This window comes from Paraglaciecola sp. 2405UD69-4 (assembly GCF_047525415.1).
In the GTDB taxonomy this organism is placed as follows: Bacteria; Pseudomonadota; Gammaproteobacteria; order Enterobacterales; family Alteromonadaceae; genus Paraglaciecola.
Map to the genome: position 1 here is coordinate 862,748 of NZ_JBLIXM010000001.1, position 22,748 is coordinate 885,495.

At 39.1% G+C, this 22,748-nt stretch carries 20 protein-coding genes; 16 read left to right on the top strand and 4 right to left on the bottom strand.

Translation table 11 applies throughout. The features are described from left to right. Positions 1 to 14 precede the first annotated feature (14 nt). The 6 genes from recO to ACMUMK_RS03920 all read left to right on the top strand — a co-directional run bounded on the left by recO (position 15) and on the right by ACMUMK_RS03920 (position 6,198). Entirely contained in the window at positions 15 to 740 is a 726-nt protein-coding gene (recO, locus tag ACMUMK_RS03895) for a DNA repair protein RecO (RefSeq protein WP_414699808.1), read from the top strand. A gap of 9 nt (positions 741 to 749) precedes the next feature. Beyond that, positions 750 to 1,481, top strand: coding sequence for a pyridoxine 5'-phosphate synthase (pdxJ, locus tag ACMUMK_RS03900; protein ID WP_414699809.1), 732 nt, complete (start codon positions 750 to 752; stop codon positions 1,479 to 1,481). Positions 1,482 to 1,488: 7 nt separating this feature from the next. After that, positions 1,489 to 1,869: a holo-ACP synthase gene (gene acpS, locus ACMUMK_RS03905; protein ID WP_414699810.1), complete on the top strand. Its 381-nt coding sequence runs from the start codon at positions 1,489 to 1,491 to the stop codon at positions 1,867 to 1,869. Positions 1,870 to 2,037: 168 nt separating this feature from the next. Then, positions 2,038 to 4,203, top strand: coding sequence for a GTP diphosphokinase (gene relA / locus ACMUMK_RS03910; protein WP_414699811.1), 2,166 nt, complete (start codon positions 2,038 to 2,040; stop codon positions 4,201 to 4,203). A 6-nt stretch (positions 4,204 to 4,209) separates the two neighbouring features. Further along, positions 4,210 to 5,010: a nucleoside triphosphate pyrophosphohydrolase gene (gene mazG, locus ACMUMK_RS03915; protein ID WP_414699812.1), complete on the top strand. Its 801-nt coding sequence runs from the start codon at positions 4,210 to 4,212 to the stop codon at positions 5,008 to 5,010. Positions 5,011 to 5,112: 102 nt separating this feature from the next. Next, a complete protein-coding gene (locus ACMUMK_RS03920) occupies positions 5,113 to 6,198 on the top strand; it encodes a methyl-accepting chemotaxis protein (RefSeq protein WP_414699813.1) in 1,086 nt (361 codons plus the stop codon). A 107-nt stretch (positions 6,199 to 6,305) separates the two neighbouring features. Here ACMUMK_RS03920 and ACMUMK_RS03925 read toward each other — a convergent pair whose 3' ends face one another. Further along, positions 6,306 to 8,387 carry a trypsin-like serine protease gene (locus ACMUMK_RS03925; RefSeq protein ID WP_414699814.1) on the bottom strand — a complete coding sequence of 694 codons (2,082 nt, stop codon included), beginning with the start codon at positions 8,385 to 8,387 and terminating at the stop codon, positions 6,306 to 6,308. A gap of 214 nt (positions 8,388 to 8,601) precedes the next feature. On the opposite strand from ACMUMK_RS03925, the gene ACMUMK_RS03930 reads away from it, so the two are divergent. Continuing rightward, the gene (locus ACMUMK_RS03930) at positions 8,602 to 9,102 is read left to right on the top strand and encodes a VC2046/SO_2500 family protein (RefSeq protein ID WP_414699815.1); all 501 of its coding nucleotides are present in this window, start codon (positions 8,602 to 8,604) and stop codon (positions 9,100 to 9,102) included. 28 nt (positions 9,103 to 9,130) lie between these two features. On the opposite strand, the gene ACMUMK_RS03935 is transcribed toward ACMUMK_RS03930, so the two are convergent. Continuing rightward, positions 9,131 to 9,394 (bottom strand): RNA recognition motif domain-containing protein, encoded by a 264-nt coding sequence (locus ACMUMK_RS03935; protein ID WP_414699816.1) that lies wholly within the window; start codon positions 9,392 to 9,394, stop codon positions 9,131 to 9,133. A 345-nt stretch (positions 9,395 to 9,739) separates the two neighbouring features. Continuing rightward, positions 9,740 to 11,758 carry a cache domain-containing protein gene (locus ACMUMK_RS03940; protein WP_414699817.1) on the bottom strand — a complete coding sequence of 673 codons (2,019 nt, stop codon included), beginning with the start codon at positions 11,756 to 11,758 and terminating at the stop codon, positions 9,740 to 9,742. Between the two features lie 287 nt (positions 11,759 to 12,045). Here ACMUMK_RS03940 and ACMUMK_RS03945 point away from each other — a divergent pair, with 287 nt between their 5' ends. The 5 genes from ACMUMK_RS03945 (at position 12,046) to ACMUMK_RS03965 (ending at position 16,894) form a co-directional block, all read left to right on the top strand. Next, positions 12,046 to 13,152, top strand: a complete 1,107-nt coding sequence (locus tag ACMUMK_RS03945; RefSeq protein WP_414699818.1) for a DUF2891 domain-containing protein — start codon at positions 12,046 to 12,048, stop codon at positions 13,150 to 13,152. Between the two features lie 100 nt (positions 13,153 to 13,252). Further along, entirely contained in the window at positions 13,253 to 14,959 is a 1,707-nt protein-coding gene (locus tag ACMUMK_RS03950; protein WP_414699819.1) for a pseudouridine synthase, read from the top strand. A gap of 48 nt (positions 14,960 to 15,007) precedes the next feature. Continuing rightward, positions 15,008 to 15,748 (top strand): HAD family hydrolase, encoded by a 741-nt coding sequence (locus tag ACMUMK_RS03955; protein ID WP_414699820.1) that lies wholly within the window; start codon positions 15,008 to 15,010, stop codon positions 15,746 to 15,748. Between the two features lie 281 nt (positions 15,749 to 16,029). Then, complete coding sequence (locus ACMUMK_RS03960; protein WP_414699821.1) at positions 16,030 to 16,503, top strand: DUF6438 domain-containing protein; 474 nt, start codon at positions 16,030 to 16,032, stop codon at positions 16,501 to 16,503. 79 nt (positions 16,504 to 16,582) lie between these two features. Next, the gene (locus ACMUMK_RS03965; RefSeq protein WP_414699822.1) at positions 16,583 to 16,894 is read left to right on the top strand and encodes a putative quinol monooxygenase; all 312 of its coding nucleotides are present in this window, start codon (positions 16,583 to 16,585) and stop codon (positions 16,892 to 16,894) included. An 88-nt stretch (positions 16,895 to 16,982) separates the two neighbouring features. Here the strand turns inward: ACMUMK_RS03965 and ACMUMK_RS03970 are convergent, their stop codons facing one another. Then, the gene (locus tag ACMUMK_RS03970) at positions 16,983 to 17,555 is read right to left on the bottom strand and encodes a YdeI/OmpD-associated family protein (protein WP_414699823.1); all 573 of its coding nucleotides are present in this window, start codon (positions 17,553 to 17,555) and stop codon (positions 16,983 to 16,985) included. Between the two features lie 212 nt (positions 17,556 to 17,767). Between ACMUMK_RS03970 and ACMUMK_RS03975 the strand changes: the two genes are divergently transcribed. The 4 genes from ACMUMK_RS03975 to yghU all read left to right on the top strand — a co-directional run bounded on the left by ACMUMK_RS03975 (position 17,768) and on the right by yghU (position 22,469). Continuing rightward, complete coding sequence (locus ACMUMK_RS03975; protein WP_414699824.1) at positions 17,768 to 18,772, top strand: rhodanese-related sulfurtransferase; 1,005 nt, start codon at positions 17,768 to 17,770, stop codon at positions 18,770 to 18,772. A 106-nt stretch (positions 18,773 to 18,878) separates the two neighbouring features. Beyond that, positions 18,879 to 19,139 carry an EF-hand domain-containing protein gene (locus tag ACMUMK_RS03980; protein WP_414699825.1) on the top strand — a complete coding sequence of 87 codons (261 nt, stop codon included), beginning with the start codon at positions 18,879 to 18,881 and terminating at the stop codon, positions 19,137 to 19,139. Between the two features lie 152 nt (positions 19,140 to 19,291). Then, the gene (locus tag ACMUMK_RS03985) at positions 19,292 to 21,478 is read left to right on the top strand and encodes a S9 family peptidase (RefSeq protein WP_414699826.1); all 2,187 of its coding nucleotides are present in this window, start codon (positions 19,292 to 19,294) and stop codon (positions 21,476 to 21,478) included. A 106-nt stretch (positions 21,479 to 21,584) separates the two neighbouring features. After that, complete coding sequence (gene yghU / locus ACMUMK_RS03990; protein ID WP_414699827.1) at positions 21,585 to 22,469, top strand: glutathione-dependent disulfide-bond oxidoreductase; 885 nt, start codon at positions 21,585 to 21,587, stop codon at positions 22,467 to 22,469. Positions 22,470 to 22,748 lie beyond the last annotated feature (279 nt).

Sequence of the window (22,748 nt, forward strand, 5' to 3'; positions counted from 1 at the left end):
TAAGGTTACTTCTGTTGGTTGTTGAACCACTACATGGTTTTGTATTGCATCGCCGAGCATATAGAGAAACCAGCTACTTAACGGATATTTTCACGCTAGAAGTCGGTAAAATTAGTGCAGTAGTTAAAGGTGTCAGAGGAAACAAAGGCGATAAAAAAAGCTTGTTACAACCCTTTCAACCTTTACTTGTTAGCATTTCTGGTAAGCATGAGCTGCGAAACCTCAATCAACTTGAATCTGCCGGTAAAATGCTTAACTTAGGTGGTCAAGCATTGTTTTGTGCCATGTACCTAAATGAATTGTTGAATAGGTTGTTACCCAAAGAAGTCCCTCATCCTGAACTTTACGAGTATTATTATCAAAGTTTAACTTTGCTACAAAATGGTTGCGAAATGGAGCCCTGCTTACGTCAGTTCGAGTTAATTTTATTGGACGAATTGGGATATGGAATAGATTTACTTCATGATTTTGAAACTGGGCAAATAGTAGAGCCTGAAATCGACTATTGCTTAGTGTTGGAGCAGGGTGTTAAAACGGTTGAATCTGGCTCGGTAGGCTCCAATCGTTTTTCTGGAGCGGCCCTTATTGCTATGGGCGATAATAGCTGGACAACAGAAAGTTTAAAGTGTGCGAAATATATAACTCGTACTGCATTAGCCCACTTATTAGGTCATAAACCGCTAAAAAGCAGAGAGCTTTTTCAGCAGACATGGACTAAAAGTGCTTTTAGAAAAAAATGAGAAGCGTAAATGAAAGAAATTTTGCTAGGTGTAAATATTGATCATATAGCGACCCTTCGAAATGCAAGGGGAACACAGTATCCAGATCCAGTTCATGCAGCTGAAATTGCAGAGCGTGCTGGAGCTGATGGCATTACCGTTCATCTTAGAGAAGACAGAAGGCATATACTTGACCGAGATGTGCAGATTCTCAAGCAGACCATACAGACCCGTATGAATTTAGAGATGGCAGTCACAGAAGAAATGCTACTCATTGCTGAGAAAACCTTACCTGAGTTTTGTTGCCTTGTCCCTGAAAAGCGAGAAGAATTAACCACTGAAGGTGGCTTGGACGTAGCAGGAAATTTACCTAAAATTACATCTGCATGTGAACGTTTAGCCGCTCTTGGTATCTTAGTTTCTTTGTTTATTGATGCGGATAAAACGCAAATAGATGCGGCGATTGCTGCAGGTGCTCCTTTTATTGAAATTCATACAGGACAATATGCTGAAGCTGACAATGAACAAGAGCAGCAAAAAGAACTCGCTGTTCTGATTGAAGGAATTAAATATGCGCATTCAAAAGGCCTAAAGGTGAATGCAGGTCACGGGCTGCATTATCATAATGTGAAACCCATCGCCGCCATAGAGGAGCTGTATGAACTCAATATTGGTCATGCCATTATTGCTAGAGCCGCTTTTGATGGGCTGGCAAAAGCTGTTGCTGATATGCGTAAGTTGATGCAAGAAGCTCGGGCGTAATTCATTTATGGCAATTGCAGGATTAGGCACAGACATAGTAGAAATTGAACGCATTGAAAAACTAATTAGTCATTCAAAGCGTATTGCGGAGCGAATTTTAACGCCTGCAGAGTGGCAGATTTTCGAACAACATAAATTTCCAGCGCAATTTTTAGCTAAACGTTTTGCTGCAAAAGAAGCAGCCGTTAAAGCCCTAGGCACAGGGATTGCAAACGGAGTGGGTTTTAAAGATGTTGAAGTTGTAAATCTTCCATCTGGTCAGCCTAGTCTGGTTTTTACTGGGAAATTTGCTGAAATATGCGAACAAAGGCAGATTAACAATAGTTTTATATCGATTTCTGACGAGAAGCACTACGCAGTGGTAACTGTGGTTCTAGAATCTCTTTAGTAAGATGCACTTCAATGGTGCTTAAATTATCTTTGCTGTTGCAAACAGATATTTAAATCGTCGATAGATTAGTTAAACCAAAGTTAGTAACCCTGATGATTAGGGTGTGGATTGTGAAAGTCCCAATTTACATATCTAGAAAGATATATCAAAAGTAAGGCTTGTTTTATGGTTTCAATTCGAAAAGTACACGAAGAAAAACGCCCTCCATTTGCTGAATGGTTAGCAGGCCTTAATTTGCCTGAGTCTAGTAAGCAAAAACTTCGTGATGTTTCCGATACCCCTGAAATACTGCTAACAGGCCAAGAAATGGTAGAAATCCTCCATGAACTACACATGGATGATGAAACCTTACAAGCCGCGCTTATTTATCCATATTGTGAAGTCCATAAGTTAGATGACGATGAAATTACTGAGTTATTTGGAGAGGGCATTCAGAAGCTAATTGTGGGTGTACGGAGAATGGATGCGATTAAATCGCTCCATACTCGCGCCAACAGTGCTCGTAAAAATGACGAGTCTCAAATCGATAACGTTAGGCGCATGTTACTTGCTATGGTCGAGGATGTAAGAGCAGTCGTTCTTAAGCTTGCAGAACGAATATGCGCCTTACAAAAAGTTAAAAATGAAGACGAAGAAACTCGGGTTTTAGTGGCCCGCGAGTGTGCCAATATTTACGCTCCGTTAGCTAATAGGTTAGGTATAGGGCAATTAAAATGGGAACTAGAAGATCACTCGTTTCGTTATTTACACCCTAAGTCTTATAAACAAATTGCAAAATTATTAGATGAACGTCGTACTGATCGTGAAGTGTATATCGAAGACTTTGTTAACGAACTTCAAGGTGTATTAGATTCTCAGAATATAAAAGCAAAGGTATACGGAAGGCCTAAGCATATTTACAGCATTTGGAAAAAAATGCAGAAAAAGCACCTTAGCTTTGAACAGCTTTATGACATTCGTGCTGTTAGGATCATCGCTGAACGTTTGCAAGATTGTTACGCGGCTTTGGGGGTTGTGCATGCCCATTGGCGTCATATTCCCCAAGAGTTTGATGATTATATTGCTACGCCCAAAGCAAATGGATACCAATCTATTCACACTGTTACCCTAGGAAAACAAGGTAAAACCATAGAGATACAAATTCGAACCGAAAAAATGCACCAAGATGCCGAGTTAGGGGTGGCTGCTCATTGGCGTTATAAAGAAGGTACGGCTTCTGGGCGATCTGGGTATGAAGAACGGATCAATTGGTTACGAAAAATATTACAGTGGCAAGATGAAGTATCAGACTCTGGTGATTTGGTTGAAGAACTACGAAGCCAAGTGTTCGATGATAGAGTTTACGTATTTACCCCTGATGGCGATGTAGTTGACTTACCGCTAGGGTCTACACCCTTGGATTTTGCTTATTATATTCACAGTAATGTAGGCCATAGATGCAATGGTGCAAAAGTTGGAGGTCGCATTGTACCTTTTACTTATCAGTTACAGACAGGTGATCAGGTAGAAGTGTTGACGGGTAAACATTCAAACCCCAGTAGGGATTGGATGCATCCGGGTTTAGGTTATGTGTATTCTTCTCGAGCAAGAGCGAAGATTCAAACCTACTTTAAGCGCCAAGATAAAGATAAAAATGCGATTGCTGGTAAAGAGCTTTTGGATAGAGAGCTAGGCAAGTTGAGTATGGATGGCAAGCTTGCAGCAGAAGCGACGGCTCGTTTTAATATGCAAACAGTCGAAGATTTATACGCAGCTCTAGGCGCTGGTGATATTAAAATCATGCAGGTTGTGCATTATTTACAGCAAAAGCATGCACCTGAAAAAGAGCCAGAGTTGGAGCTTAAGCTTGTTCCTCGCAAACCTTCTACTAACAAAAAAGACACCATTGTTGTCGAAGGTGTAGGTAACTTGATGAACCAAATTGCCGGTTGTTGCCAGCCTTTACCGGGAGAGCCGATTCAAGGTTATATTACGCAAGGTCGTGGAGTCAGTGTTCACAGACAAGATTGTGATCAGTTAGCCCACTTGCTTGACACTCACCCAGAGCGTGAAATTGACGTTAATTGGGCAAGCGATATACAGGGCGCGTTTCAAACCAAAGTGGTGGTGCAAAGTACTGACAGAGCCGGTGTATTAAGAGACGTGACAACTGTATTGACCAATGAAAGGGTTAGTCTACTTGGTGTGAATAGCTCCAGTGATACCAAACTAAACACGGCCAAAATTGAGCTGAGTATCGAAGTTAAAGATTTAACGACCTTATTAAAGACAATTGCAAGAATACAGTCTGTTAAAGGCGTCACCAATGTGTATAAAACGGATAATAACTAATAGCCGATGACAGCTAAAAATACGCCCATTGCCGAGCTTTTGAGCATAATGCAGCAGCTTAGAGATCCCGAATCTGGATGCCCTTGGGATCTACAGCAAACCTTTGACAGTATTGTGCCCTATACCATTGAAGAGACTTATGAAGTCGCTGACGCAATTGCTCGTAAAGACATGCAAGATATCAAAGACGAACTTGGAGACTTGTTATTTCAAGTGGTGTTTTATGGGCAGCTTGGTAGTGAACAAGGCCAGTTTAGCTTTGATGATATTGCTAGCGGCATCTCTGATAAATTAATTCGTCGTCATCCCCACGTTTTTGCTAGCAGCAAAGAGAAAAGCAACCAAGATTTATCTAAGCAATGGGATGATATAAAAGCTCAAGAGCGTGCTGAATCCGGTAAAGATAATGACTCAAGCCTATTAGCCAATATACCTAGTGGCGTTACCCCCTTAATCAAAGCTCATAAATTACAAAAGCAATGTGCAAAAGTCGGGTTTGATTGGCCCACTCTTGACCCTGTCGTTGCTAAGGTTAGGGAAGAAATCCAAGAAGTTATTGATGAAGTTGCAGTTGCAAACCCAAATCAACAAGCCGTTGAAGAGGAGGTTGGTGACTTGTTGTTTTCGGTGGTTAATCTTGCAAGGCACCTTAATGTTAATGCCGAAAGCGCCTTAATTAAAGCTAATCACAAATTTGAACAGCGCTTTAGGCAAGTCGAGCAGCTTTTAAAAGCGCAAGGCTCTTGTGTTGCTGACGCTGATTTAGAGAATATGGAAGCGGCTTGGCAAAGAGTTAAAGCAAACTAATCGCCTCTATTTTTATGAAACCTGTTTATCTTGTTGAAGGCTTTGAATAATCAGCCGATATTTAGTAACTAAGTTAGAAACTAAGGGGTCAATAGGTTTGTCTTGTCTTCGCAGTACAAGAAAGTAATATCTGAGAAAAACCAATTAGAGCAAAGAGTTATTGAGTTATCTCAAAAACTTGATGCTGTGCAGTCAGAGAATATAGATCTTAAAAAGGTAGTTGCAGCAAATGCTTTGGAAAACTCTTCCAGCGCTAGTTATGAAAAAACTTTAGTAAAGTGTACGCTCGATTCTTTGGGGCAAGTGGAAGGTATAAGACAAACAGTGCTAGAGTCATTTCAACGCATTGACAAGCAAAGTGAGTCAATTGAAGGGATTAATAAGTTATTTGAAAGCTCTTCTACATCTTTAGAGTCAATCGCTTCATCAATGTCTGAACTAAGTACAAAAATGATGACAATGACTGCTAATATTTCAGGCCTCTCTAATAAGGCTGATAACATCAATACATTTGTTACTACTATTACTAGTATTTCCGACCAAACTAACCTACTTGCATTAAATGCTGCTATTGAAGCTGCCAGAGCCGGAGATGCTGGAAGAGGATTTAGTGTAGTTGCCGACGAAGTGCGCTCTTTAGCCAATGAAACGAATAAGTCTGCAAGTGAGGTCGCTGACTTAGTTGGTGATATTATATCCTCAACAGCGGATGCCGTGGATTCTGTTAATGAAATTAAAGGCAACAATGATACCTTATCAGTCGGTGTTAGTGAGTTAAATAGTAGTTTTACATCTATTGTTAATTCTAGTAATGCCATGAAAGATACTATTACAAGTGGATCTCACCGCTCATTTATACAGACAGTTAAGTTAGATCATATAGTTTGGAAAAGTGAAGTTTACGCTGTTATTTATGGACTTAAAGAGCATAATTTAGATGCTTTTGCTGACCATAAGATGTGTCGTTTAGGAAAATGGTATCAAGCCGAAGGCAAACAAAAATATGCTGATAGCGCGCCTTTTAGAAATTTAGATAAGCCCCACGAAGCAGTACATCAAAACGGATTAAAAGCAATGGAGTTATTGGCAAAAGGCAATAAAGACGAAGCAGTAAAATACTTAGTGGCAATGGAGCAAGCTAGTAATCAAGTTATGTCTTGCTTAGATGATCTGACAGATTTGCTCTAATTTTTATTTTTAGCAATTATTGTATCTTTTACATACAGCCTCTTGATATTTAGAGGCTGTATAGTATTGATTAATGCGACCTTGCATTTTTATGTAGGTTAAATTAATTACTTAGTCGTTAATATATTCCGTATTCCTAACCCAAAAATTATCAATAGTGTTAACCACATTAAGCTGCCACCTCCAGATGAGTTATTAGAAGTCTCTGTCACAGTGTCTGTGGAGTCTGTTGGAACTTGGAAGTCAACGTTACGTATGTAACCTTTATCATCTCCAGAGCTAGTATTTAAATCTTTACTGTAAACCCAAGTAATAACGTTTGTGCCACCTGACAACTCTATGCTGTATTCTGTAAAGTCCACGTCTCCTGTAATGAAATCAAGTAATTCATCATTTACATAAACGAATAGGGCATCGTAGGGCTCATAATCATCATCGGTAGGCTCAAGGGCTGTATTTTCTTCTGAAGAAACAGACCATTCAAAGGTAAAGGTGCCTGTGCCGCTTACCAATGCGACTAGGGTACTTTCTTGTAAATCTGTAATGGCGCCACTTTCAATGCCTTCTTGGGTATTTGAAACCCAGCCCAGTTCATTAGAGCCACCACTAAACCAAGTAACGTCAGTTTCTCCAACTAATGCACCGATTGAGTTAGACTCAGCTAGGGCAATACCTGTCAGCTTTAAGTTATTACCCGGGATATTAATGTTATCTGTAGAAATAATGATTTCAGCGTTTAAATCTTCACTCCCACTTGGTGTATAGGTAACGTCAATCTCGCAAGAACTGTTCGCAGCTATAGTGTTACATGCTGTGCTGTCAATAGTAATAGAGTTACTGCCGGATGTTTCAAAACTGAGCGTTACTGTTGAAATACTATTATTAGACACTTCAAAGCTCTCACTGAGTGATTCACCTTCTAGTACAACTCCAAAGTCAAACTGAGTTTCAATTGCTACACCACCTGTGATGTTATTTATCCAATCGATGTACTCAGAAACTCGGGTATAGACACCTGGGTACCCCTCAGCGCCACAACCAAATCCGAAACTAACAATGCCCACTTGTTGAACGCCAGAGCCTGTATTGATTACTAAAGGGCCCCCGCTATCGCCCTGACAGGAGCTTTTACCTCCAGCTGGAACGCCTGCACAAATCATGTTGCTTGTTATATCTGAGTCATCAACAAAGACGTTTTCGCTTAATGTACTTATACATTCTTGATTGGTGTAAAGCTGTAAATCAACTTGTTGTAGGATATCTGGAAAATCTTCAATGTGTTCTTCGTTTGGCTCATACCCAATTCTACTCCCCCAGCCAGCAACGGTAGCTGTGCTATTTTCTATTGCATATTGAGAGGTTACTTCAGATGTTGCTATAGTGACTGCAGGTACAGTCAATGATTCAGCCAGCTCTACTATGGCAATATCGTTGTTAAATGCATTTGGATCGTAGTCTGGATGAATATAGACGTTGGCTATATCTATTGCGTTTTCAGCTCCATCTGTTAAGTCGTATTCACCTACATTCATCTTAAGAATACTGTGATAAGTACTATCTTCAACACAATGTGCGGCTGTTATGACCCATTTGTCGCCTATAAAAGAGCCCCCGCAGACTATATCTTGAGCAAAGGAAACATTAATACTTGCAAGCTCGCCTATCTCTTCGAGCAAAAGAAGGCCATCATCACGACTGATTGCAACCGCTGGAATAGTTCCAATAAAGCCATCACCCAAAGTACCAATAAAGTTACCTTCTTCTTCATTGTTATATATGATTGCACCAACACCACCGCCTGATTCACAATTATTAACTTTTAAAGAAAAGTTAATATCACCCCGCTCGATTAGGCACACTTTTCCGGCAGCTTCTGTACATGTGTAGTCGCCTAAGCCGCAATCGACAATTTCAGCATTCGCTTGGCCGCCTGTACCATAAGTAAAAGGGTTAGTATCAAAGGTTTCATTATTTACAACTAATGATGTATCACCTGTACCAAATGGAAAAACATAAGCAGCGATCCAAGGCCAGTCATCGGCTACCGCTTCGTCGCCACCAACGATTCTTGATTCTATTAAAGTATCCTTACTATATGTGTTTAATAGGCTTGTATTATCTGCAGAAAATACATAAGGAGAGAGGGGCAATATCGCTAGAGGGAAGATAGCGCGCAGCAGTCTATTCATTAAAAAAATTCCTAAATAATACAAGTAGTAGTCATAAGTTAAAGAGATAGCTTGTTGTAACCATAAATTATGGTGACTAAAAGTCAGGTAAGACATTCTGGTGATTTAATTGTAAATGTCAAAGGTTAGGAGGCAGATCTACAGATTTACCTAAAGTCTTCGCTGTTTAATGCGATAAATAGGTTATTCATCCTTTAATTACTTTGGATTATATTTGTTAAGCTCAGAAAGCAATCTAAACAATGCCCATGTTGATTTTACCTTATCTGGTGATCTCGAGTTAAATGGAGAGCTTAATCGTTCCTCTCAGCAGGGTGCTAAATTTGCTCTTTTGTTAGCAATGTTAGAGCCAAATAGTCTTTATCGTCCTCGTATAGAAAAAACAGAGGAGCCTCAGTATGTCTCAATAGATAATCAAGGGCTTCATTATTACAAACGCTCCTCTTTGGCAGTAGATGCAAATTATTGGAAAAAGGCTGAAAATACCGCAAACTTGATGGGAAGTGGCCATATTAGGTCGGCGCACCTTTGGTTGGCAATGCATCCAGAGCCTTTATCGCTGCGCAATAATCCTAATGCTATCGATGAAGAAGTGCTTGCTAATACTAGTGTCTTTACACAAAACCGAGTGACTAATGAGCTTAGCCAAGATATTGAGGTTGATGAAACCGCTTTGTTTGATATTTTAGATGGGCTAAAAGCCACTGCTGCTTAGTGGCTTTTATATAAATCGGTAAATAGGTTTAGTCTTCTGGGGTATCCGCAGCTTTAGGCTCTGCTTTTTTAACTCTTATTTTATTCTCTCCCAGTGTCTTATAGTTTAAATTTTTGATTGCTGCTTTAGCTTCTCCTACTTTTGGCATTTCTATAAAAGCAAACCCTTTAGATGTGCCGCTGACTTTGTCTGTAACTAGGTTACAAGATTGTACAGTTCCATATTCTTGAAATAACAACTTGAGCTCGTCTTCATTGGTTGTACGATCTAGATTTCGAATTAAAATTTTCATATTTTGTCTCGGTATTTGATAAATAATTGGGTAGTAGCGTTAGGCTTGTTAGTACCAACTTTCATCATAATAGGAAGTTTTCGCCACTATGCCATAAAATGATGGATAAAAGGCAATTATTAGAGAAAAGTGTTGGTAAATTAACATGAAATGCCGCGAACTTGCTGTTTAGGTAATTTACTGATTTACGTTGTCTAGAATTTAGGATATTTGATTTTTAATGTGTTTATCGTGTTTTTTAGAGTAAATTTCAATGAAAATAGTTGCAAAGTTTAACATTATCTTGTTAGGTTGGCTGTGTTTAACTTAATGTTAATTATTATTTACTTTTGCTGCCAAAAGGTATTAGCTAGGTAGCATTATTAAGGCTAATATATCATTACAATAATCGCCCGTGGTTTTATATTCTCTGTAGCCATTTGAAGCGGCTATGCCAGCAGCATAAGGTTTGCCTTTATATTCAACTAACAAAGAATGCTGCTCGCCATTTTGTAACGATAAAAGGTCTTTATCTAAGTCGACTATTTCACCCACACCTTGGGGTGAGTTCTCTGTACTTGAAACTATCATGCCGTCTCGTTGGCAATAAATTGCGAAACATCCATTAATAATTTTGCCCTGCTCGTCAATCGGTAGTGTGTCGTTTAACATCTCCGAAAATTCTGGTTTGCTATCAAAAACAATCCCAATGCCACCTATTACACTTGATTGTTCCAAGTTTGTTATCGAAGCATTGTATATATAGGTTTGGTTATTTTGATATTGATTGCTTTTAGCGAAACTTGAAACCGAATATTTTTGTGAATCGTTCACTTGCAGTGCTTCAGCTGCACCGCTTTTAGGCTCAACTTGTTGGCCAATGAAGTGCCCTTGGTCTTGGTTTGAAACGGCTAAGATGACTCCATTTCTATCGTAAACATATAAATTGGTGTAAACCGTGTATAACTTGTTTATGTAGAGCAGTATGTTTGAAATTTCTTGTTTGGCTGCGCTGCTAAGTTCTTTGCTTTGTAAGTGTTCGCGAAAAACAGTAGTTAATGCCCACCATCTCACATCATTTGCTCTTTCGTATAAATTACGATCCATTATATCCACAGCTAAGCTTGCGTAAAAACTCAAGTCACTCAGCCTTGAACTTAATACTGTAGATTTTAGATTATCGATTGAATCAGAAAAAATAGACACTATGCCTTGTCCGGTTTTTTTGATTTCGTCCAAAACTGGCATGAATTCAACTGCACTATTTCTTGCAGCGGCAATGATGCCATTTAATACAACTAAGCTTAGATCGTCGTTAATTAGCATCGAACTTCGGTAAATATCTTTTAATTCGTCTGAAAATAGTTCTGAATTTAATAAAGTAAATGCTTCATTTGGGGTGCTGCTTACTTGATGTGTATGTTGAAACGCATCTTGAAGGGGGGTCATAACCTGTCCGCACCAAGACAGGCCCATAAAGCCCTGATATCCCTTTGTGGTTGATTTGGTCGATAGGTAATCTTGTTGTTTAAAACTCACTAAAGTGGTTGATTCATGATCTGTAAGAAAGTCTTCTAGTTCGAAAATTTGTGGGTGACTAGATGCAATAACCTTATGTTTTGCGTCAACAATATTAATACTGCTAGTCATACCTTTAGACTGTAAATTATTGAATATACTTTCCATTTCATCATCAAATCGAAAACATAAGCATAGAACCCCTAAAACCTTAGCATCTTGATTGTTACTGGTTTTAATGGTGCAAGAATAAATTAATGAGTGTTGTTGCTGAGGTTGTAAATCACTTTTACCAAAGGTTTCAATATAGTCTTGCTTGGTGGAAAGGGTTTCGAAAATGAGTGGATCTTTGCTGTGGGTGATCTTGTTGTCGGGGTTTAAATTAATCTGCACTTTACCTGTAGGGTCAAGTATTATGATTTCATCATATACAGAGTACTTCTTTACATATTCTTGCAGCCGAACTTGCATCTTTAAGCGATCATTTTCACTCTTATTTTGGATAAGTAAGAAGTTTCGAATGTCATCGTCTGTTGCTAAAAAACCAACATCAGCTGTTCTTTCAAATAGATTTCTAATGAGGATATCAACTGCTACCTGAGATTTGTTTTGGTCCTCAGCCATGCGTTTTTGTAGGTGAGCGTTAAGTAGGTTTTGAATCAGTCTTTCTTGGAGCTTAGAAAACTTTTGGCGGGTGTAGTGCATCTCTTCGAGAATACTATCCGATACATTTTGGCTGTTAATTTTACCAATTAAGGAAATTTTACCCCACCAAAGGTTAAGGGCTTGCAGACGTTCTTCATAGGATTTAATTTGGGGAATAACTGATTTTAAATTTTGCGTATTTACAGTAGATAAGGAGTTCAAAATGATCTTGCCTATTTATTATTATTATTATTTTTGACAACATCCTTATCTATATTTGTTATTGGTTGTTACTTGAGCAACTCTTAGCATTAAACGCAAAAAATCCACGGGATGCAATGACTTTTTTTCAATGAATGTAGATGTCTATCTATTTGAAACTTAAAGGTAAAATATAATGGTTGGGGTAATTAATACTTTAGTCTTAATTTTTTGCTTTTGTTGCTATGCTTGTCTGGAGCGTTTATTCTTTTTCACCAACTAGGTCTATATATTTGCAAGTAATCATTATGAAATTAAAAATTGTATGTGTATTAGCGGTTTTTTACAGCGTGACTACTTTTAGCCAGCAAGCGACTGAACCTTCTGCTCCTAGCCAAACCCAAGTGATGAATCGTTTTGCTGAGTTAGCCCTTGAGTGCGTTCACAAAGAATATCCTAATATTATTAAACACATGATGACGAAAGATGAGCATGTTAAGACTCCCAAGCAATTATATCCGGCATTTTACGGGTGTTTTGATTGGCACTCTTCTGTGCATGGCCATTGGTTGTTAACTCGTATAGCTAGTCAGTACCCTAATAACAAGCACTATCAAGATATTATAAATAGCCTTGATGAAAGTTTTACCAAAGACAATATTACAGCAGAGCTTGCATATTTTAATCGCCCTAATACCGGAACGAGTTTTGAGCGCCCTTACGGCTTAGCTTGGTTTTTACAACTCACGGGTGAGTTACGCCAATGGGATAGCCCTAAAGCAAAACAGTGGTTAACGACACTTAAACCCTTAGAGGATAAGATTGTTGCAAATGTGAGTGATTGGCTACCTAAGTTGGCTTTTCCTATTCGAGTAGGTGAGCATAGCCAAACCGCTTTTGCTTTTGGGTTAATGCTAGATTGGAGTATTACAGCGCAAAATCAAGATTTTCGAAATTTATTAACTACAACTGTAAATCGTTTATATATAAATGACGTAAATTGTCCTTTGAGTTATGAGCCTTCAGGGCAAGACTTTTTGTCTCCTTGCATTGCTGAAGCTGATTTAATGCGCCGAGTGTTACCTGCAGCAGAGTACGCTAAATGGTTAGGCGACTTTTTACCGAGTATACCTACCGATGGCAGCTCGAACTGGTTGACTGTGGCTACTGTGGCGGATAAAAGTGATGGTAAACTTGCACATCTAGATGGTTTAAACCTAAGCCGTGCCTGGATGTTAGAAGGTATTGCCTCTGCACTGAATAAACAAGACCCTCGTGTAAACGCCCTTGTTAGTGCTGCTAAAAACCATAAAGAAGCAGGTATTAATTCAGTTATTCACGATATGCATTACATGGGAAGCCATTGGCTGGGCAGCTTTGCTACTTATTTACAAACAAAAAGAGGTATCCATTAAACCTTAGTTTTTTGTTAATCACACTCTTTGAGACCCGTTGAGCTAGGTGTCTCAAAGAGGGCATTCGTCAGGTTCAACTATTATCACGGCTTCTTAAAATTTGAATACTTCTACCACTTACCCACAAGAGTTTGAAAATAGTTGCTTTACCTATTTTACAGAATCTGTTGAAAACTATGCATTACCAGAACGTTTTACCTTTCCGTTTTATTATGAGCCGCATCCTCTGTGCGTGCTTGCTGCAGAGCAAGTACAAAAGTATTTGCAGTCTCAAACGTCTTGGTATCATAACTTTGGTTTGGGCGATGATCCTGACTTAATTATTGGGAAAATGTTTGGGGTATTGTTGGTAAAAAATGCTCAGGGCGAGTTGGGGTTTATAACGGCATTCTCAGGTAAATTAGCCAAGCAAAATCTTTTGAAAGGCTTTGTGCCTCCCGTATTTGATTTGTTAGCTAAAGATAGCTTTTTCTTGGCCGAACAGCTCGCGATTTATCAATTAAACGAACAAATAGAAACCCAAGAAAATGCCCCCGAACTGCTAAACTTAACCAAGCAGTTAGATGAGGTTAAAAGTGATTTTAACTGTAAACTGAACTCCCTCAAAGAGGAGTTGATTGCAAACCGTAAGGCCCGAAAAGCTAAGCGGAAAACGCTAGCCATCCAAAGTGATAAAAATGAAGACGCCCTTGGCGAGTTGGCGAAACAAAGTGTTTACGATAAATGGCGTCTAAGAGATTTAACTGAACAGTCTGAAAGTGCTATAGAAAACGTACAGCAAAGACTTGTAAAACTAACCCATGAAATTGCTTCCTTAAAGCTTCAAAGAAAACAACTCTCAGCAAATTTACAAAACAAAATATTCTCTCAGTATCAGTTTTTGAATCAAGCTTTAGTGCCAAAAAGTCTACTCGATATATTTGCTGAAACGCCACTTAATACGCCTCCAGCAGGAGCGGGGGAATGCGCTGCGCCCAAGCTTTTACATTATGCTTTTAAGCAAAATCTTACGCCTTTGGCTATGGCTGAGTTTTGGTGGGGCGCTTCGCCTAAATCCGAAATAAGAAAGCATAAGCAATACTACCCAGCCTGTATGGGTAAATGCCATCCAATTTTAAAGCACATGCTGCAGGGGTTAGATGTAGAAGATAACCCCCTTATTCAAAATTGTGGCGCAGGTAAAATTTTAGATATCGTCTATCAAGATGAAGATATAGTGATAGTTAATAAGCCTACCGAATTTTTATCTGTGCCGGGGAAAGATATTTCTGACTCAGTATATTTGCGGATAAAACAGCAATTTCCAGAAGCAACTGGGCCTTTAATCGTACACAGGTTAGATATGTCTACCTCTGGATTAATGGTGTTAGCCCTTAACCCAAGAGCCAATAAATTTTTACAAAAGCAATTTATACAGCGAGATGTTCATAAAGAATATGTTGCATTAGTTGAGGGGATACCAGAGCATGAACAAGGTGAGATAAACCTGCCTATGCGAGGGGATTATTACGACAGGCCAAGGCAAATAATATGTAAGCAAGATGGTAAGCCAGCTAAGACATTTTGGCAGGTAATTGAACGTTTCCCCCATATAAATCAAACTAAAGTGTTGTTGAAACCTTACACAGGCCGGACCCATCAATTAAGGTTACATTGTGCTCACGGCGAAGGGTTAAATATGCCCATTGTTGGAGATGATTTGTACGGCCTTAGAACTCACCGTTTACATTTGCATGCACAAAGCCTGACGATTAGGCACCCCAAAAGCAAAGAGTTGATGACCTTTAACGTCGAAGCAGAGTTTTAACATTTGAATTGGCTTGTAAAAAACTAATCTTTAAAGAGAGTAATAATTATGACAACCCGAATCGCCATGTGGTCTGGCCCTCGTAATATTTCTACCGCCATGATGCGTAGTTGGGAAAACCGTAGCGACTGCCAGGTTATCGATGAGCCTTTTTATGCTTATTATTTACAGCAAACCCAAAGTCCTCATCCCTGTTTTGAGGATATTCTCGCTGAGCAAAGTACTGATTACAAAAAGGTTGTTAAGCAATTAACCGAGGGCGACTGTATAACCCAGTTTCAATATCAAAAACATATGACTCACCATATGTTAGATGATGTTGATTTAGGGTGGACCAAAAGCTTCAAACACTGCTTTTTAATTCGCGATCCAGCGCAAGTGGTTAACTCATACACAAATAGTATGGGCCAGTGTAGCGCTCAAGATATAGGTATTATCAGGCAAGCCGAATTATATGACGAGATTACGCAAATTACTGGACAGAGTATTCCTGTTATTGATTCAAATGATGTGCTTAAACATCCTGAGTATATTTTGTCAGAAGTGTGTAAGGCGTTAGCGATACCCTTTGATACAGGGATGCTAGCGTGGCCAAAAGGCCCCAGAGAGTCCGATGGCGTGTGGGCAAAACACTGGTACCACAGTGTAGAAAAATCCACTGGCTTTTCACCTTATATTCAGCAAGATTTTGTTTTGAACGAGCAACAATTAAAAGTTGTAGAGGCCGTACAACCTTATTATGAAAAAATGGCAAAATTACGAATTAAGGTTCCAGAAGCTGAGGTTTAGCTAGAGTAAAGACTAGTTATAGTGGTTAGCTGCGTATTGGCAATAACTATTAGGTCGCTAACTTTAACTGAATATTATTGTGTTTTGGGCAATGTGGTGGGGGCATGTTGAGGAGGTCGAAGACCTCTTATGGGTATTGTTCGCTATCTGGATAAATTGATTGATGAATTTACTAATAGCAGTTTTATGGATAAGACTTTACGAGAACGACCATTATCAATAGTGGCTACAAATGCACTCCAAATAGGTATGAGTAATGTTTATATGTTGAGGGTGAATCGATGAAAAGTGTTATCTTATCTGTGCTGCTTTTTGCATTCAGTCTAGCTGCTAATCCAAGCACCACCGATGTATTTAGTCTGTCTACAACGCCTTGTTTTGGTACTTGCCCAGTCTATGAGGTAAATGTGTTTTCAGATGGCGTAATTGTTTTTAATGGCGAAGCCCATACAGAGCTAACTGGAATACATAGGCTTCCAAAGGATTCTGACCTTTTTCAAAATATCATACGTTTGTTAGATAGCAGCGATTTTCAAACGTTTCGCGATAACTATGGATGGTCTGAAAAAGAAAGCCCCTGCCAAGAGCAATGGACAGATCACCCTAGTACTGTTCTATCTTTGCAATATGCCAATACTAAGAAAACCATTTATCATTACCATGGTTGTAAAGGGTTTGACCGAGAAGAAGAGTTAGAAGTTATCGAAGATACACTTTTTGAACTCATTGGTCTAAAGAGCTACGTAGGTGGCTAATAAATAGCTTGGTACAGTTTACAAAGATAGCCATATTGCATACCTTGAGGTTACCTAAATATTACAGTTTGGAGTTTCTATGAAAGTTAAAGTCGTGGTGTTTGGGATACTGAGGTTTCCAGCAGAAAATATTGAGTTGGTATTACCCCATCTTAAGAGTTTTGTTGATGCTACCCGAGAGAAAGATAATTGCATTGCTTATGATGTTGCAGAAGATCCTTTCGATAAAGGCCTAATCAGGTTTACCGAATTATGGCCAGACAGAGAAAGTTTACAAAGCCACCTTAATGCAGATCATGTTATACCTTGGCGTGATAGTGCCAAAAAATACGGTCTGATGGAGAGAAAGTTTTCTTCCTATGACTTATCGTCAGATGAAATTCCTGTTTAGTAGCAAACAATAATACGGTCATAGCCGCTTTTTTACTTTATGGTAGTAGCGTAACAGCTAGCTTTACTTACCTAACCCTCAGTTATTACTAGGGTTTTTCTTTATTGGTTAGCATAGTAATAAACTTTGTAAAACGCTTGTGTCTAGTTTCAGGCTTTTTAGCACTTGTTAGACTATAGGCAATGGTATTTCTGTGAGATTTATTAAGGGTGGCGTAAAAGCGTTTTGCATTAGGCTGCGTATCTAGTGCTGCTATGAAATCTGCTGGGACTTCCATTTTACTTACTACATAGGCTTCTTCCCAGCGGCCATCAGCTTTAGCCGCTCGAACATGAACCATCCCAGGCTCCATCATGCGCTCTGTCGCTATTAAGTGCTCTACATGTTCTGTGTTTCTTTTGGACCAATTGCTCCGAGGTAATCTTGGAGTTATGCGTTGTAGATAGCTTTGCTCATCAAGTGATTTTTTTATGCCGTCAATCCAGCCCCAGCATAAGGCTTCTATCACTACATCATCCCAAGTAACACTTTGCAGTTTTGTGTGCTTTTTAAATATTTTAACCCAAAGCTCAGTTTCACTCTGGTGGTGTTGTTTTAACCAGTTATTGAGCGCTTCTGGTGTGGCAAATGCCTTTATTTTTGATGGGTTAGGTGCTGGCATTTAGGTTCAGTTTGATTACTAAAGTAGAGCTGCTGTTATATAGCAGCTTAACTAAATAAACAACCAGCAAAGCTGATTCAAAGAGGTGACGGCAATACTACTCGGGATTTGGGTAACTGCTGTGTCTTGTTTGACGAAAATCACATCAATCTGCTACCATCCGCACCCTAATTTTTTGCTCTGGGATTACGCCCCAAACCGCAGGTAATATTATGTCTGAACAATCTAAATTTGTCGTATGCGCGTTATATAAATTTGTCTCTCTTGAAAACTTCAAAGAGCTTCGCCAACCTTTACTCCAGGTTATGGAGTCTAAGAATATCAAGGGTACCTTGCTTCTTGCTGAAGAAGGAATAAATGGTACGGTTTCAGGAACTAGAGAGACCATTGATGCTTTGCTAGAATGGCTAAATGCTGATGAGCGTTTGAATCCAATATCAGTAAAAGAATCTTTAGATGACACTCAGCCGTTCCACCGCACTAAAGTAAAGTTAAAGAAAGAAATCGTGACCATGGGTGTTGAAGGGATCGACCCTCGTAAAACAGTGGGCACCTACGTTAAACCCGCTGATTGGAATGCTCTGATTTCTGACCCTGATGTATTGTTGATTGATACCCGTAACGATTACGAGATTGAAATCGGTACCTTTAAGCATGCTGTTAACCCTAAAACAGATTCATTTCGAGAATTTCCCCAGTATGTAAAAGAGAATTTAGATCCAAGCAAAAATAAGAAAGTTGCGATGTTTTGTACCGGTGGTATTCGCTGCGAAAAATCAACTGCTTATATGAAAGAGCAGGGGTTTGAAGAGGTTTACCATCTAGAAGGCGGCATTCTTAAATATTTAGAAGATGTGCCTAAAGAAGACACTATGTGGGAAGGTGACTGCTTTGTATTTGATAACCGTGTTGCCGTTAATCATGATTTAGAAAAAAGTGATTATGACCAGTGTTATGCCTGTCGCTTACCTATTACTGAAGAAGATAAACAAAGCGAACAGTTTGAATCTGGGGTAAGTTGCCCTAAATGTTTCGGTACTCACAGTGATGAACAGATAGCGCGTTTTAGAGAGCGAGAGAAGCAAGTTAACCTTGCTCGTGAGCGAAAGGAAGAGCATTTAGGCACAGAAGCTCGCAAGGCAATTAAGCTAAGACGCCAACAAAAAGGTGCTGCACGTCGTGCTCAGCGCACTGCTATGGGGAAAAGTAACGGCTAAAAGGGTGATTTATTTACCTTTTTTGCTCCTTGTTCACAATAGTGCATAGACACTGACTTGTGATAAGCGTTAGACTTAAGCCATTGAATTAAAAGTTGAAGAAACTATGTCTTTAAATACTGAATCTGAACAAAAACTAGCTCCTGAGAAAATAGCCGAAGCTCGTAAAGAGTTTGATTTTTTTGACGCTGATGGTAATGGTGAAATAGGCTTGAAAGAGTTTATTGAATTATTAACAGTTTTATCACCCAAAACCAAAGCCAGCCACGTTGAAGAAGGCTTTAACTTAATTGATAAGAACCATGATGGGTCTATCGATTTTGAAGAGTTTTTAGAGTGGTGGCAACAATCATGGTGGGAATACTAAAGTAAAGCTTGGTTTCACTATTTGTAAACAATATAGAAAGCTCAAACACTAATGTTTGGGCTTTTTTTGTTAAAGGAGTAAAGTAGATTTGAGGTGTAGCTAAGCCTTTCTGATTGACACTTAAATTGACTAATTTATAAGGATATAAAGTTATGTTTCATTACCCCCCCAAGTACTTGTTAATTATTACCTTAATTAATGTCTTATTTCTCTCATGTGAGCCTTTTGACGTGACCAAACAAAACACTGAGCAAAAAACATTTCCACCACTAACTCAATTAACAGTACCCGCGCCAATTGCAAAACAACAAGCTTTCACAGCTGAATACCATGGAATTGAAATTTCGGATAACTACCATTGGTTGAAAGATAAAAGTTACCCCACTGTAGATGACGAACCTGTACTGGATTATCTAAAAGCTGAAAATCAATATTATGCAAGGTTCATAGAGCCGAATCAGGCCTTAGTCAGCAGTTTAGTTGAAGAGTTTAAAGGCCGTATTAGCGATGCTGAAACTTCCGTACCTTGGCAAAAGAACGGTTTTGAATACCGATGGTATTTTAGAGCGGGCGAAGATTACCGCGTATGGGTCAGAAGAGCCTTAGGTAGCTCTGAAGAACAGATCATTTTAGATGAGAATATATTAGCTAAAGAGTTTGAGTATTTTGACTTAGGCACTATTGAGGTTAGCCCTGATAATAATTGGTTGGCTTATTCATATGATACAGATGGTAGTGAAAGATACACCGTAAGAATATTCAGTTTGCTTACCGGTGCGTACCTGGATGACAATCTGCAAAATATTTACGGCTCAGTTTTATTCACTACAGATAACCAAGGCCTCATTTATACTTTGTTAGACGAAGAGATTTTGCGAACTAAAAGTGTGAATTTGCATACATTAGGAAACACTCAGCAACAAGATCATATTTTAAAAGAAGAACATGATGACGCCTATTCTTTAAGTTTTCACCCTACCAGTAGTGACGAGTATTTGGTCATTCAGTCGGGTAATTCTGAAGCGACTGAATCCTTGGTGTATGATTTAGATGATTTAACTAAAGCCCCTGAGTATCTAAGTAAGCGTGAACAAAAGTTCTTGTTAGAGGTGGATCATGGTAATGGATTCTTTTATCTATTAAGTAACGATACTCATACCAACTTTAGACTTGCTAAAGTAAGTGACCTCGACCCAAAATATGAAAGTTGGCAAGACTTTATCGCTGGTTCAGATGATAAATACCTTACAGGTTTTCAAGTTTTTAAAGACTTTGTAGCAGTATCAAACAGTGTAAAAGGTATACAGTCATTAAGTATTTTGCCTTACGACAAACCTGGATTTGATATCCCACTTCCTGAAAAAGTAGCCTGTGTTAGGTTAAGCCATAATCCTGAATTTAATCAGCAACATGTGCGTATTACATATGAGTCTTTGATCACCCCAGAGAGTGTCTATGATTTTGATATAGCTAGCAGAGCCTTGACCCTTAGAAAAATTAAAGAGATACCTTCGGGTTATGATAAAACTCAATATTACACCGAAAGGCTGATGGCTCCAGCCAGAGATGGGGTTGAGGTACCTGTTTCTATTGTTTACAAAAAGGGGTTTAAAAAAGATGCTAGCCAGCCTATGTATTTATATGGTTATGGCGCATATGCAATAGGCATGGAGCCTACCTTTGTGCCAAACACATTAAGTTTACTCGACCGTGGTTTTGCCTTTGCTATTGCCCACGTCAGAGGCGGTGATGAAATGGGATATCAATGGTATTTAGATGGCAAGCTAACTAAACGACAAAACACTTTTAATGACTTTGTGGATGTAGCGCAGTTTTTGATTGACAAAAATTATGTGGCCAAAGGAAATATCTCTATTAGCGGGCGCAGTGCGGGTGGCGAGTTAATGGGCGCTGTGGTAAATCAAGCGCCTGAGCTTTGGCGTTCGGTTAAGCTAGGCGTACCTTTTGTTGATGTATTAAATACTATGTTAGATGCAAGCTTACCTTTAACGCCGCCAGAGTGGAGTGAGTGGGGCAATCCAATTACTAGTAAAGCTTCTTTTGAATATATAAAGAGTTATTCACCCTACGATAATATAGAGGCGAAAGCCTATCCTCCTATGTTTGTCACCGGTGGCTTAAATGATCCTAGAGTGACCTATTGGGAGCCTGCCAAATGGACAGCTAAATTACGAGCCACAAAAACTGATAAAAACCTGTTAGTCATGCGCATGAATATGGGTGCTGGACATTTTTCTAATACAGGGCGATATGTACAATTAAAAGACTCAGCAGAAGAATACGCATTCACGCTTTTGGCACATGGCATAAAAGAATAATGTTTTTATGGAATTATTCGAAGGTGTCATCGTTCTAATATAAAAATAACCACAGTCTGTGGCAAACCAAGGTTTGCCTTATAGCACTATGAGGAAAAAGAATTTTATGACTAATAAAAGTTACACCCCCCCTAAAGTTTGGACATGGGATGCGAGTAGTGGCGGTAAATTTGCCAATATCAATCGCCCTATAGCAGGTGCTACCCATGATAAAACCTTACCAGTTGGTAAGCATCCTTTACAGTTACATTCATTAGCTACGCCCAATGGTGTAAAGGTTACCGTGATGTTAGAAGAGTTATTGGCTGCTGGTATTAAAGATGCTGAGTACGACGCCTACATAGTAAATATTATGGAGGGTGATCAATTTGGTAGTGACTTTGTCGATATTAACCCTAATTCAAAAATCCCCGCACTTATGGACAACAGCACCTCGCCTCCTACTCGTGTTTTTGAATCTGGGGCTATTCTGTTGTACCTAGCTGAAAAATTTAATGCCTTTTTACCTAGTGATCCAGCTAGAAAGCCAGAGTGTTTATCTTGGTTGTTTTGGCAAATGGGCAGTGCGCCTATGCTAGGAGGTGGCTTTGGACACTTTTACGCTTATGCGCCAGAAAAATACGAATACCCGATTAACCGTTATGCTATGGAAATTAAACGCCAACTAGATGTTTTAGACCGACAATTAGCTGATAACGAATTTATCTGTGGTGATGAGTACACCATAGCCGATATGGCTATTTGGCCTTGGTATGGTGTTTTAGTGCTTGGCAAACTCTACGATGCAGCAGAGTTTTTACAAGTCGACACCTATAAGAATGTCGTTCGCTGGGCTAAGCAAATTGATGCCAGAGCAGCTGTTAAAAGAGGGAAAATGGTTAACAGAACCTGGGGAGATCCAGCCGAGCAGTTACACCAGCGCAATGATGCTAGTGATTTTGAAAATAAAACCCAAGACAAAATGGAGGGAGAGGGAGTTAAAACCCTATAATTGTTCCTGCCTATTTGCCCCATATTTTATGGGGCATAGTTTTTCTATAGTAAAGCTTCCTTTTTCTACTTTCTTAATTAAATAGAAATGTTGTGTTTAAAAACTGCGCACTTTTGAGGTGCGTTATGAACTATTTTTGATCTGTGGCATTTATTCTTTTTAGATTAGTTGGCGTTTATTTGGGGGATTGTTTAACCGGGAGTGCCTATTTGTATTGGCTTTAAACGCCAATTTTATTATAAAAAAAGTGATTGGCCCAAACTTTGCTTTGGTAAATCT